The sequence below is a fragment of the Kiloniella laminariae genome, assembly GCF_027214005.1.
In the GTDB taxonomy this organism is placed as follows: Bacteria; Pseudomonadota; Alphaproteobacteria; order Kiloniellales; family Kiloniellaceae; genus Kiloniella; species Kiloniella laminariae_A.
In genome coordinates, this window is record NZ_JAPWGY010000003.1 from 423,373 (window position 1) to 436,656 (window position 13,284).

Sequence of the window (13,284 nt, forward strand, 5' to 3'; positions counted from 1 at the left end):
TGGACGCCTGAAGGACATGACCTCGAGCAAGGACACCAAAAGTAGCTCAACGCCGTTGACACTAAAACGGCCAAATACTCTTGAGCTGAAGAAAACTGTTGAGACCGGGCAGGTCAAACAGAGCTTTAGCCATGGCCGGTCAAAGTCGGTGACAGTAGAAGTAAAACGCAGTCGCACATTTGAGCGCGGCGCCAGCGGCCGTATGGCTGAAGTCAGAACGCCTCTTGGTGATCAGGCTGGCCCTGCCGCGACGAGCAAGCCGACGAGCAAGCCTGCTGCGATCGCACCTGCCAGCAGTCATGATGATCTGACCAATGCAGAACGCGCGAAGCGTATGCAGGTTCTGGAAGCTGCGCGTGAAGCAGAGGAAAGAAAACGTCAGGAAGCTGAAATCGAGCGCGAACGTCGCGCGGAAGAAGAAGCTCGCCAGGCTGAAGAAAATGCCCGGTTGAAACTTGAGGAAGAGGCGCGTGCCAAACGCGAAGCTGCTGAAGAACGGGTAAGCGAAACCAAAGGGACTTTGAAAAAGGTCGAAGAGGAAGCTGTTATCGCGGCACGGGCCGCGACTGAAGCCCGGAAGAAACGCGAAGCTGCCGAGAATGGCGATGTTGAGGATACACGTCCCAACAAGCTTAAGGCTCGTCAGCGTCATGCGCAGACAGCTGTACCATCCAGCGTTGGCGAAGTCATTGCCAACGAGCTGGGCGGACGGGTCAAGCAGGCAAACAAGCCGGTCTTTGTTCCGAAAGATGTTACAGCAAAAGCCAAAGCCGGTGACGATCGCCGAAATAAAGGCAAGCTGACGATCACGCGGGCGCTTGAAGGCGGCGAAGGGGATGTGCGTCAGCGCTCTCTTGCGTCAATCAAACGTCGCCGTCAGAAAAAACTGCAACAGGAGCGTGGTAACCAGAACATACCTGTGAAAGTGGTGCGTGAAGTTACCCTGCCGGAAACCATCACGGTTCAGGAGCTTTCCAACCGTATGGCAGAACGGGCTACTGAAGTTATCAAACAGCTGATGAAGCTGGGCGTTATGGCCACAATTAACCAGACGATTGATGCTGATACAGCGGAAGTCGTCATTCAAGAACTGGGGCATACCATCAAACGTGTAACCGATGCGGACGTGGAAATGGGGATGCTTGGTCTTGAGGGCAATGATGAGGTCAATCTGATTCCTCGCCCGCCTGTTGTAACCATCATGGGGCATGTGGATCACGGTAAAACATCACTTCTTGACGCAATCCGTTCTACAGACGTGGTGCGTGGCGAAGCGGGGGGTATTACCCAGCACATTGGTGCCTATCAGGTGAATCTGGCTTCGGGCAACAAGATTACCTTCCTTGATACGCCGGGACACGCTGCCTTTACCGAAATGCGTCTGCGTGGCGCGACAGTTACTGACGTTGTTGTTCTTGTGGTTGCCGCTGATGACGGAATTATGGAACAGACAATCGAAGCGATCAACCATGCCAAGGCATCCCAGGTTCCGATTATTGTTGCAATCAACAAAGTTGATAAACCTGATTCCAACCCGGACCGGGTGAAACAGGAATTGCTGCAGCACGAACTGGTCGTTGAAGACATGGGTGGCGATATCCTCTGCATTGAGGTCTCTGCCAAAGCTCGTACCGGTCTCGACAAGCTCGAGGAAGCAATTCTGCTTCAGGCAGAATTGCTTGAACTCAAAGCAAACCCTGATCGCAGTGCTATTGGTACAGTCATTGAATCCAAGCTGGATAAGGGGCGTGGTTCTATTGCTACGGTTCTGGTCCAGAAGGGAACCCTGAAGGTTGGTGATATCTTTGTTACCGGGAATGAATCCGGGCGTGTTCGTGCATTGATGAACGAACGTGGGCAGCAGGTTGATTCTGCTGGGCCGTCGCTTCCGGTCGAGGTTCTGGGTCTGAACGGGACACCGAATGCCGGGGATGACTTCGTTGTGGTCGAATCCGAAGCGAAAGCACGCGAGATTGCTGCCTATCGTGGTCATCGTGACCGTGAACTGGCTGTTGCTGCTGCAGGTCGTGGTTCTCTGGAACAGATGCTGGCCAAGTTGAAAGAAGGCACAGCCGAAGAGCTGCCCGTGATTGTAAAGGCGGATGTCCATGGCTCCATGGAAGCCATTTCAACCAGCTTGCAGAAAATGAACACCGAAGAAGTGAAGGTCACTATCCTGCATTCCGGTGTTGGCGCGATCAATGAATCCGATATTACCCTGGCCCAGTCTACCGGGGCGATGGTTGTCGCGTTTAACGTTCGTGCAAACCCGCAGGCCCGTGAACTGGCCCGTCGTGAAAATATCGACATCCGTTACTATTCCATTATTTACAACGTTGTTGATGATGTGAAGTCGGCCATGAGCGGCTTGCTGGAGCCTGAACAGCGTGAGAAGTTCACTGGTTATGCCCAGATCCGCGAAGTGTTTAACGTTACCAAGGTTGGTAAAGTTGCGGGCTGTATGATTACCGAAGGTACGGTACAGCGGGGCTCCAAGGTACGTTTGCTGCGTGATAACGTTGTAATCCATGACGGTGCCCTGAAAACACTCCGTCGCTTCAAGGATGAAGTGAAGGAAGTGAAAGAAGGTTACGAATGTGGTATGGCCTTTGAAAACTATTCTGACATCCAGGTTGGGGATCAGATCGAGTGCTATATCATCGAGGAAATTGCACGAGAGCTCTAAGGAGCTCTCGCGGGCAATCATAGGAATGATTTCTACGTGACATCGAATACCAAAGGTCGAAGCGGGGCCCCCAGAAGCCAGCGTCAGCTGCGTGTGGGTGAGGAAATCCGGCATGCCATGTCGGAAGTTCTTCGACGGGCCAGCTTTAACGACCCGCATCTTGAAGGTGTGATTGTGACCATTTCAGAAGTTCGGGTGAGCCCGGATTTGAAAAATGCGACGGCTTTCATTGTTCCTTTGGGGGGCGGTGACATGACCGAAGTTGCACGTGCTTTTAACAAGGCCAACGGTTTCTTTCGTAAAGAACTTGGGCAGATGTTGCGTTTGCGCAGCTGCCCTCGCATCAGTTTTGAGCCGGATGTGTCCTTTGATGAAGCGGCAAAGATCAATTCCATTCTTCACCGGGAAACTGTTCAACAGGATCTGGGCCCCCGTGATGAACCCGAATCTGTCGAGTCGCCGAACGGACATAACGAAACGGGCGATTGATGGGCCGCAAGAAAAAAGGACTGGCAGTCCACGGCTGGCTGGTTCTTGACAAGCCGCTGGGCGTAACCTCGACCCAGATGGTGGGGCGCGCCCGCCGTATTCTCAATGCACAAAAAGTCGGACATGGGGGAACTTTGGACCCCCTGGCAACCGGTATTTTGCCGCTGGCTTTCGGTGAGGCGACCAAGACGGTTTCCTATGCCATGGATGGCCGGAAGAGTTATCGTTTTGCTGTAAAGTGGGGCGCTGCTACCTCGACGGATGATCTTGAAGGGGAGACGATTGAGGAGTCTGCCTGTCGCCCTTCTGCCAATGAGATCCGAGAAGCCCTGAAGGATTTTCAAGGTGTTATCGAACAGACTCCTCCCCGATATTCCGCCATCAAAATTGATGGTAAAAGAGCCTATGATCTCGCCCGGGGTGGGGATGAGACTTTTGAAATAAAATCGAGGCAGGTGCGGATTGACCGTTTCGAGCTGATAGATGCGCGCGACGGTGAAGAGGCGGAGTTTGAAGTTGATTGCGGCAAAGGCACCTATGTTCGGTCGCTTGGGCGGGACCTTGCCAAAGCTCTCGGCAGCTGCGCACATGTCATAGAGTTGCGCCGTACGCGGGTCGGACCCTTCACCCTTGAACATGCGATTTCACTGGAAACTCTTGAAGAGATCGGGCATAGTCCCGCTGCCGGAGAGCTCTTGCTCCCGGTAGAGACCGCGCTGGACGACATCTCGGCGTTGGCCTTATCAGAAACCGAAGCAACCCGCCTGCGTCAGGGTCAGACGATTGCGATGATATCGCGCGCTGATCAGGATCGCCTTGAAGGCATTGGTAACGGGGATATCCTTCTGGCAACAGAAAAGGGGAAACCGGTTGCGCTTGCCCGCTATGAAAAAGGTGTGGTCAGTTCGGTACGTGTTTTAAACCTCTAGGGACGTTCCCTGGACAAGCTTTAAGAAGGAAAAGCGATGTCGATTACGGCTGAGCGTAAACAGGAACTCATCAAGGAGTTCGCCACTGTTGAAGGTGATACTGGTTCACCAGAAGTACAGGTTGCTATTCTTACAGAACGTATCAACAACCTGACTGAGCACCTCAAAGGTCACAAAAAGGATTTCCATTCCCGTCGTGGTCTTCTGAGCATGGTTGGTCAGCGTCGTCGTCTGTTGGACTACGCAAAGAAAAAAGGTCAGGGCCGCTACGAAGCTCTGATCAGCCGTCTCGGCCTGCGCCGCTAAGGCATAGGTAGTTTCCAAGTGGCACCCGGTCAGAACGAAACAATGTTTCGGGATGGCCGGGTGCACGGCTATTCGAGGGTTGCGATTGTAATCCTGGAATAGTTTTCAGTGATATTGTTTCGGGGACCGGGGCAATATCAGGTCTGAGCCGGTCCTGCGCAAGCTGTTCGGTCAAGCGGACAGTTTACGTAGGTCCGGCACCCCTAAAGCCGGTCCAACATAATTAAGGAAGACTGATGTTTAACATCTATAGTAAAGAAATTGAATGGGGGGGCCGTACCCTCAAGTTTGAAACCGGCCAGATCGCCCGTCAGGCGGATGGTGCCGTAATGGTAACCTATGGTGACACGGTTGTTCTCTGTACTGCTGTTGGCGCACGTGACGTGAAGCCAGGCCAGGACTTTTTCCCCCTGACCGTGAACTATCAGGAAAAAACCTATGCTGCGGGTAAAATCCCCGGTGGTTTTTTCAAGCGTGAAGCCCGTCCTTCAGAAAAAGAAACTCTGGTTTCCCGTCTGATTGACCGGCCACTGCGCCCGTTGTTTGCTGATGGTTATCTGAACGAAACCCAGGTGATCTGTACTGTTGTCAGCCATGATCTGGAAAACGATCCTGATATTGTTGCCATGATCGGTGCCTCTGCTGCGCTGACAATTTCCGGATTGCCTTTCCTGGGGCCAATCGGTGGCTGTCGTGTCGGTTACAAAGACGGCGAATACATCCTGAACCCTTATATGCAGGACTACGCCGAACTGGATCTGGATCTGGTTCTTGCCGGAACACACGAGGGTGTGTTGATGGTTGAATCTGAAGCCAAACAGCTGTCAGAAGAAGTCATGCTGGGTGCTGTGGCCTATGGCCATGAGCAGATGCAGGCTGTGATCAATGCCATTATCGATCTGGCTGAACAGTGTGCAAAAGATCCACGTGAAATCGCACCGGTAAACCCTGCTGTTGCGGCTGTAAAAGAAAAGCTGCTGGCTGGCGGAATTATCGAAAAATTCACCGAAGCTTACCAGGAACAGAATAAACTGGCGCGCCAGAACAACATCTCTGCTGTAAAAGCGGCAGCTGTTGAAGGCATGGAAGCAGAGGAAGTTTCCATTGCCGGAAGCCTGTTCAAAAAGCTGGAAGCCCAGGTCGTTCGTGGTTCGATCATCAAAACCGGTATGCGGATTGATGGTCGTAACACAAAACAGATCCGCCCGATTGTTGCCCAGGTTGGCCTGTTGCCACTGACACATGGTTCTGCCCTCTTTACCCGTGGTGAGACCCAGGCTCTGGTAACCTCTACCTTGGGAACAGGTCAGGATGAGCAGATCATCGATCAGCTCGAAGGCAGCTATCGTGAGCATTTCATGCTGCATTATAACTTCCCGCCATACTCTGTTGGTGAAGCTGGATTCCTGCGCGGCCCTGGCCGTCGTGAAATTGGTCACGGAAAGCTTGCATGGCGGGCAATCCATCCTTTGCTGCCGGCAAAAGAAGATTTCCCTTATACCCTGCGTGTTGTGTCTGAAATCACAGAATCAAACGGTTCTTCTTCGATGGCTACTGTTTGTGGTACCTCGCTTGCGCTTATGGATGCCGGTGTGCCTCTCGGTGCACCTGTTGCCGGTATCGCAATGGGGCTGATCAAGGAAGACAAGGATTTCGCCGTTCTTTCCGACATTCTCGGTGATGAAGATCACCTTGGTGATATGGACTTCAAGGTTGCCGGTACAGAAAACGGCGTGACTGCCCTGCAGATGGATATCAAGATTACCTCCATCACACAGGAAATCATGAAGATTGCACTGGAACAGGCACGTGAAGGTCGTCTGCACATTCTCAACGAAATGGGCAAGGCACTGACATCGGGACGTGAAGGTGTATCTGATCACGCACCGCGTATCACTACCTTTACTATTCCAAAAGAAAAAATCCGTGAAGTCATCGGAACCGGCGGTAAGGTTATTCGTGAAATCACCGAAGAAACCGGTGCGAAGATTGACATCGATGATGACGGTACAATCAAGGTTGCTGCTGTAGACCAGGACCAGGCTGATGCGGCTGTAAACTGGATCAAATCCATTGTGGCAGAACCGGAAGTTGGTGTGATCTACGAAGGTAAAGTTGTCCGCTGTGTTGATTTCGGTGCGTTCGTGAACTTTATGGGGGCACGCGATGGTCTGGTTCATATTTCCGAACTGGAAAACCGTCGTGTGGCAACAGTGAACGAAGTGGTTAACGAAGGCGACATCGTCAAGGTCAAATGCATCGGGATCGAACGCGGTGGCAAGGTCAAGCTGTCCATGAAGCGTGTCAATCAGGAAACCGGTGAAGACCTTGAGGCTGGCGAACAGGCTGAAGGTTAACCGAGATACCAATTCTGGTTTAATTGGTCCTATTCGACAGGTTAAACTGGTAATTGACCTGAAATAAAAAGCAGGTATTAAGAAACGGACGCCTATACTGGGTGTCCGTTTTTTTTGTTGGCCTGTTTTCTGGCCTTTTTGTTTGGCCCCGTGCCTTTGTTCACGTGTTTTTATCCAGGGAGTAGGAGCATGGCAAACGCCACTCCAGTTGTTACATTGCCACGGGTTCAGGCCCATCGCGGGGCCTCGGGTGTACGCCCGGAAAATACCATGACCAGTTTTCGGGAAGCCCTGGCCCAGGGGGCAAGCTGGACCGAGTTTGATGTCAAGCTTTCAAAGGATGGCGTGCCACTGCTTTATCATGACAAGGATTTGAAACGGACCTCGGGCCGTGAGGGCCTGATCAAGGATTTCACCTTTGCCGAACTGCAGGATTTCGAGGCAGGGGCATGGTTTGGAGCTGAGTACGCCGGAGAGAAGATCCCTTCTTTTGAAGAGGTTATGCAGTTCCATATAGATAATGGCATGCAGGCAAATATCGAATTCAAGCCCTCGGATGGTGAAGAGGACGAGACGGTGAAAGCGGTGGTCGAGATGCTGGAGCGTATCTGGCCGAAGGATCGCCCCAAACCTCTGTTCAGCTCTTTCAAACACCGCTGTCTGGAGGTTGCGCGGGATATTGCCCCGGCTTATCCCCGCGGACTTTTGACCTATGATGAACTGGATAACTGGAAAGCGGATGCTGAACGGCTGGTCTGCGCCGCCATTCACCCCTGGCATAAAACCCTGACGCCTGACTTGGTCAAGGCTTTTAAACAGGCGGGTTATGGTATCGCGACCTACACAGTCAATGATCCGGTGCGCGCCCGGGAACTGGTTGCCATGGGGGTGGATTCCATTATTACGGATCATCCTGCAGTGATGATCGACGCCCTGTCATAAGCATTACAGAGTACAGATCCGTTATATGTCTCAAAGGCCTGCCAATTGTGCAGGCCTTTTTCTTTTTGAAAGGAAAATGTAAAGGTGATGCCCTGTTATCATTGCTGTAAAAAAACAGGGACCTTTGTGATCAGGTAATGTGCTTGGCATTGTCAGGGGATCACGGATCATTGAGGAGAAGCCGTTGCTGAAGCTGAAACCCAATTGCGAGTTTTGTGACAAGGATCTGCCTCCTGAGTCCGAAAATGCAATGATCTGTTCCTATGAATGCACTTTCTGCCGGGAATGCACTGAAAATCTGCTTGCCAATGTCTGTCCAAACTGTGGCGGCGGTTTTATGCCCCGACCGGTTCGCCCTGTAATCGCAAGGCGTGAGGGAACTGGTCTTGAGTATCACCCTGCCTCGAAAGAGCGGGTACACAGTTGTTACAGCAGGGCGGAAATAGAGAGTTTTTCCCAGGAAATAAAGAATGTTCCTCCATCGAAACGATAACGAAATTAAAACGAAATAGAGAACATTCATGTATCTGGGGCGCAACTCTCAGATGTTTTTCTTGACCAGGATACTTTTACATATTTTCCTGTTGCTCTTCAGGCTGGAGCCTTCTGCCAAAGCTATGCTGGAGCCAGCTTCAAACGGGAAAGATTGTCATGTCATACCTTATCAAGAATGAAACCGAGCTTCGCGCTTTATACGGCGAGAAGAGTCCTCGCGCCGATAAAAAGGTGTTGACCCGACTGGATAAACACTGCCGTAGCTTTATTGCGCACAGTCCTTTCCTTACCCTGGCGACGGCCAGTCCTGAGTTGGGCGCAGACTGTTCTCCCAAGGGGGATGCACCAGGTTTTGTCCGGGTGTTGAATGATCAGCAACTGGCCATTCCTGACCGCCCGGGAAACAACAGGATCGACAGCGCTGTCAATATTCTCGCAAATCCCCAGGTCGGTGTGCTGTTCATCATTCCCGGTGTCAAAGAAACACTGAGAGTTAATGGGGATGCTGTGATTTCTGTAGAGCCGGAGTTGCTGGAGACGATGGTCGTGAATGGCAAGAAACCCCGCTCTGCCATCGTGATCACGATCCGGGAGGCCTATATTCATTGCGCCAAGTCTCTGATGCGGTCCGACTTATGGAATCCAGAAAAACATCTGGATCGGAAAGAACTGGCTTCAATGGGACAAATACTGGCGGACCACATGAAGGATGGTCTGGATTCTGCGGCCTATGATGCAGAGATGGATAGCCGGTATCGGGCATCACTTTATTGATTATTCCGGTTTTGTATTAGAGGAGAGCAAAATGTCTGGTCTGACCAAGTTGGGGGGATGTTTATGCGGAGACGTGCGGTACGAAATCCGTGGCGTTTTGCGTGATTCCATTGCCTGTCACTGTAAGCAGTGCCGTAAAACCAGTGGGCATTACGTCTCTGCAACAGCTGTCGCAAAAGCTGATTTTCACATTCTCGAGGATCGTGGGCTGCGCTGGTATCAGTCTTCTGACACTGCGAGGAGGGGTTTTTGCCAGAACTGTGGCTCAAGCCTGTTCTGGGATCAGGATGGCCGTGACCAGATGGGAATAATGAGCGGGACAATTGACGGGGATACAGGGATCAAAACCCGTGAGCATATCTTTGTGGAAGACAAGGGGGACTACTATGAACTGGGAGATGGTCTGCCAACCTACATCAGTTATCCCGGGAAAGTAAAATAGCCGGGGTCATATAGCTCTCCTCATTATAGGCCAATAGCAAAAGGGCTGCCGAATTGGCAGCCCTTTTGTTTTACTCATACCACAGTAAGCACAGGCTATTCGGCTGAGCGTTTGGGGCTTGGAATACCGATGACATTGAAACCGGCGTCAACAAAGTGGACTTCGCCGGTAACACCCATCGACAGATCAGAGCAGAGATAAAGGCCAGCATTGCCAACTTCTTCCAACAGCACATTTCTGCCCAGAGGGGAGTTGTCACGGGTAAAACCGTAGGTGTACTTTGCATCGGCGATAGCCGAGCCTGCGAGGGTGCGCATGGGGCCTGCGGAGATCGCGTTGACCCGGGTGCCATCCGGTCCCATATCCATCGCCAGATATCGTACGGAAGCTTCCAGAGCCGCCTTGGCAACGCCCATAACGTTATAGTTTGGAGTTACACGTTCGGACCCGAGATACGTCAGGGTAATCAGGCTGCTGTTCTTGCTCAGGAAGGGGGCAGCCTTTTGAGCAACGGCAGTAAAAGAGTAGCAGGAGATTGACATGGTGTTGCGGAAGTTTTCCCGCGTCGTGTCAACGTAACGTCCCTTGAGTTCTTCCTTGTCGGAATAAGCGATGGCATGAACAACAAAGTCCAGGCTGCCCCACTGTTCCTTCAGGGTCGAGAAGACATTTTCCAACGCGTCACCATCTTCAACATCACAGGGCAGGACCAGATTGGATCCTACGGATGCGGCCAGAGGTTCTACACGCTTTTTAAAGGCGTCTCCCTGATAGGTGAAGGCCAATTCAGCCCCCTGGTTATGTAACGCTTGAGCAATCCCCCAGGCGATGGAATGGTTATTGGCGACGCCCATGATCAGGCCGCGTTTTCCGTCCATCAATGCCGTTGTCCTCGTCACGATCTTACCTTTCGTCTTTTACTGCTTTCATCGAAGCTTTAGCGGTTGTGCTGCGCAGACTGATTAATCGCGTACACGTTTGAAAACGACCGAGGCATTGGTGCCTCCGAAACCAAAACTGTTGGACATGACGCAGTCGATTACCTCATCGTCCTTGCGTTCGATAAGGATCGGCATGCCTGCAGCTTCGGGATCGAGCTCTTCGATGTTTGCAGATGCGCACAGGAAGTTATTTTCCATCATCAGGAGTGAGTAGATGATTTCCTGTACACCGGTGGCTCCCTGCGAGTGACCGGTAAGGGACTTGGTTGATGAAATCCACGGAATAGCCTGTCCCTCGAAAGCTTCCTTGATTGCTTTAAGCTCGGTGGTGTCGCCGACGGGTGTCGAGGTTCCATGAGCATTAATATAATTAACTTTGGTATTTCCGGCTTCGGCCAGAGCGAGCTTCATGCAGCGCACCGCACCTTCGCCAGAAGGGGCGACCATATCAGCACCATCCGAGGTCGCGCCATAACCGACAAGCTCACCATAAATTTTGGCGCCGCGGGCCTTGGCATGTTCGTATTCTTCAAGAACAACAACACCGGCACCGCCTGAAATGACAAAACCATCCCGGTTTGCATCATAGGCGCGGGAGGCCTTGGTCGGATTGTCATTATACTTGCTGGAAAGTGCCCCCATGGCGTCGAACAAGACGGTCAGGGTCCAGTGAAGCTCTTCGCCGCCACCAGCAAACACAATGTCCTGTTTTCCCATCTGAATCAGCTCTGCGCCATTGCCGACACAGTGAGCCGAAGTCGAGCAGGCAGAGGTGATGGAGTAACTGTGGCCTTTGATCTTGAAGGCAGTTCCCATGTTGGCTGAGTTGGTCGAGCCCATGCAACGAGGCACCATATAAGGACCAACACGTTTGGGGCCCTTTTCACGGGTGATATCCGCCGCAGCTACCTGGTTTGAAGTTGAAGATCCGCCGGATCCCATCACCAGACCGGTACGGATATTCGAAACCAGATCGTCACCGAGGCCCGCGTCCGCGATCGCCTCTTTCATCGCCACATAGTTATAAGCTGACCCATCGCCCATGAACCGGCGAAGTTTCCGGTCAACCAGGGCATCGAGATCAATGTTGATCGAACCATGTATGTGACTGCGAAAACCAAGTTCGGCATAGGTTTCGCAATATTCAATGCCTGAGCGACCTTCCTTGAGAGAAGAGATCACTTCTTCCTTGTTGTTGCCGATGCTGGAAACAATTCCAAGTCCGGTGACGACTACGCGACGCATCTACCGTGTCCTTATTACTAGTGGGGCTGCCGTCACAGGGTAACAGCAGCTGGTATCAGGTGTATTCCAGAGGAATCAGGATTCTGTCTGGAATAGACCTACTTTCATATCCTTGATCTCAAAAGCAACCTCATCATCAGCCATGATGGTTCCGTCGGAAACCCCCATAACCAGCTTGCGATTGATGACCCGCTTCATGTCGACCTTGTAGGTTACTTTTTTGATAGAAGGGGTGATCATGCTTTTGAGTTTAACTTCACCAACGCCCAGCGCGCGGCCCCGGCCCGGGGCGCCAATCCAGCCAAGAAAAAAGCCAGTCATCTGCCAAACGGCGTCCAGACCCAGACAGCCGGGCATAACTGGATCGCCCTGAAAGTGGCAGTCAAAGAACCAGAGATCTGGTTTAATGTCATACTCAGCGATTATCTGACCTTTGCCATGTTCGCCCCCATCTTCGGTGATGGAGGTGATGCGATCAAACATCAACATGGGAGGCAAGGGCAGCTGGGCATTCCCTGGACCAAAAAGTTCGCCACGCCCGCAAGAGAGAATGTCTTCGTAGGAATAGCTGTTCTGGCGTTCGCTCAAAGGTTTATCCACCGTCTTTTAAGTTGTTTTCCGAACTTCAGCTCTTAAAGGCCGAATCCGGCGTGACTATAACACAGGGACACCGGGCCATGGCAATGTTCTTAAGGCCGCAGCCAGGCGCAAGATCGTGAATTTTTTCACAAAGCTGATCTATTTTATCATCATGTGCCGTTATCTCACCAGTGATGTGTTGCCTCTTCTCGAAAAGATCAATCAAAAAGTGCAGAAAGGCATTTCTGGGGGGGTGAGGAGGGCTTCGGGGATTGTGTTGTTATCTCTGTCAGTCCGGAGCAAGTGATCTCTTTGTATCCTGCTGGTAGCTGTTGATTGGCAGGTATTTTGCTTTGCGATGCAAATTTACAGGAGAGAGGCCCCGAATAACCGGTAAATCAGCCTGAAAATACCAGAAATCCGCTTTTTTCTCTTTAACCCTACGTTTTCTGGCTTATATTGAGTCCTATGGAAAAGATACGCCCCTATACAGAGTTGATTGATACGCTTAAAACTGCCGGGCTCAGGCCAACGCGGCAGCGCTTGGCGTTGGCCAAGCTGCTCTATTCCCAGGGAGACAGGCATATCTCTGCTGAGCAGCTCCATGTCGAAGCCATGGATGCAAAGGTCAGTGTTTCTCTGGCGACGGTCTACAATACGCTGCATCAGTTTCACGATGCAGGGCTTCTGCGTGAAGTTCTTGTCGAGGCAGGGCGTTCTTATTTCGACACAAATGTGAGTGATCATCACCACCTCTTTTATGAAGATACGGGCGAGTTGATTGATATCTCCAAGGATGCGATCCAGTTCAAAAACCTGCCTAAACTTCCCGAAGGAAAAAGAATTTCCCGGGTAGAGGTCGTCGTACATGTCGTTGATGTCGAAGATAAAAAAGATCTTCTTGCGGCAGAATAACAACCGGAAAATCCGGGTTCAGTACCCGGCTTGTATCCAATGATATCCAATGAAATATAGCCAGGTTTTGCAGCGGTTTCTGTGAGGTCTACCTGCTCAAGGGTACTTGCAGGAAAGGTTCTCCGGGCGTAGGATTTTGACTGTAGGGTGCGAAAATCCTCGTTACGTCAAGGCTCGGAAAAAG

At 51.7% G+C, this 13,284-nt stretch carries 13 protein-coding genes; 10 read left to right on the plus strand and 3 right to left on the minus strand.

Annotated elements, in window-relative coordinates:
• The first annotated feature begins 16 nt into the window (after nt 1–16).
• From infB to O4H49_RS11055, 9 genes are all read left to right on the plus strand, one after another.
• On the plus strand, nt 17–2,686 hold the full coding sequence (gene infB, locus O4H49_RS11015) for a translation initiation factor IF-2 (protein WP_269423475.1): 2,670 nt from the start codon (nt 17–19) through the stop codon (nt 2,684–2,686).
• Nucleotides 2,687–2,722: 36 nt separating this feature from the next.
• Complete coding sequence (rbfA, locus tag O4H49_RS11020; RefSeq protein ID WP_269423476.1) at nt 2,723–3,175, plus strand: 30S ribosome-binding factor RbfA; 453 nt, start codon at nt 2,723–2,725, stop codon at nt 3,173–3,175.
• On the plus strand, nt 3,175–4,104 hold the full coding sequence (gene truB / locus O4H49_RS11025) for a tRNA pseudouridine(55) synthase TruB (protein ID WP_269423477.1): 930 nt from the start codon (nt 3,175–3,177) through the stop codon (nt 4,102–4,104). Before rbfA ends, truB begins: the two co-directional genes overlap by 1 nt.
• A 36-nt stretch (nt 4,105–4,140) precedes the next feature.
• Nucleotides 4,141–4,410, plus strand: coding sequence for a 30S ribosomal protein S15 (rpsO, locus tag O4H49_RS11030; RefSeq protein ID WP_269423478.1), 270 nt, complete (start codon nt 4,141–4,143; stop codon nt 4,408–4,410).
• 236 nt (nt 4,411–4,646) lie between these two features.
• On the plus strand, nt 4,647–6,767 hold the full coding sequence (gene pnp, locus O4H49_RS11035; protein WP_269423479.1) for a polyribonucleotide nucleotidyltransferase: 2,121 nt from the start codon (nt 4,647–4,649) through the stop codon (nt 6,765–6,767).
• 189 nt (nt 6,768–6,956) lie between these two features.
• Nucleotides 6,957–7,709, plus strand: coding sequence for a glycerophosphodiester phosphodiesterase family protein (locus O4H49_RS11040; protein WP_269423480.1), 753 nt, complete (start codon nt 6,957–6,959; stop codon nt 7,707–7,709).
• A 139-nt stretch (nt 7,710–7,848) separates the two neighbouring features.
• The gene (locus O4H49_RS11045) at nt 7,849–8,202 is read left to right on the plus strand and encodes a DUF1272 domain-containing protein (RefSeq protein ID WP_269423481.1); all 354 of its coding nucleotides are present in this window, start codon (nt 7,849–7,851) and stop codon (nt 8,200–8,202) included.
• A gap of 158 nt (nt 8,203–8,360) precedes the next feature.
• Nucleotides 8,361–8,978 (plus strand): pyridoxamine 5'-phosphate oxidase family protein, encoded by a 618-nt coding sequence (locus tag O4H49_RS11050; RefSeq protein ID WP_269423482.1) that lies wholly within the window; start codon nt 8,361–8,363, stop codon nt 8,976–8,978.
• 31 nt (nt 8,979–9,009) lie between these two features.
• Nucleotides 9,010–9,420 (plus strand): GFA family protein, encoded by a 411-nt coding sequence (locus O4H49_RS11055; RefSeq protein WP_269423483.1) that lies wholly within the window; start codon nt 9,010–9,012, stop codon nt 9,418–9,420.
• 95 nt (nt 9,421–9,515) lie between these two features.
• On the opposite strand, the gene O4H49_RS11060 is transcribed toward O4H49_RS11055, so the two are convergent.
• The 3 genes from O4H49_RS11060 to fabA all read right to left on the minus strand — a co-directional run bounded on the left by O4H49_RS11060 (nt 9,516) and on the right by fabA (nt 12,194).
• On the minus strand, nt 9,516–10,298 hold the full coding sequence (locus tag O4H49_RS11060; RefSeq protein ID WP_269423735.1) for an enoyl-ACP reductase FabI: 783 nt from the start codon (nt 10,296–10,298) through the stop codon (nt 9,516–9,518).
• An 84-nt stretch (nt 10,299–10,382) separates the two neighbouring features.
• Nucleotides 10,383–11,606 carry a beta-ketoacyl-ACP synthase I gene (gene fabB / locus O4H49_RS11065; protein ID WP_269423484.1) on the minus strand — a complete coding sequence of 408 codons (1,224 nt, stop codon included), beginning with the start codon at nt 11,604–11,606 and terminating at the stop codon, nt 10,383–10,385.
• Nucleotides 11,607–11,681: 75 nt separating this feature from the next.
• Complete coding sequence (gene fabA / locus O4H49_RS11070) at nt 11,682–12,194, minus strand: 3-hydroxyacyl-[acyl-carrier-protein] dehydratase FabA (protein ID WP_269423485.1); 513 nt, start codon at nt 12,192–12,194, stop codon at nt 11,682–11,684.
• 459 nt (nt 12,195–12,653) lie between these two features.
• Between fabA and irrA the strand changes: the two genes are divergently transcribed.
• Nucleotides 12,654–13,100, plus strand: a complete 447-nt coding sequence (gene irrA / locus O4H49_RS11075; RefSeq protein WP_269423486.1) for an iron response transcriptional regulator IrrA — start codon at nt 12,654–12,656, stop codon at nt 13,098–13,100.
• The last annotated feature ends 184 nt before the right edge of the window (nt 13,101–13,284 follow it).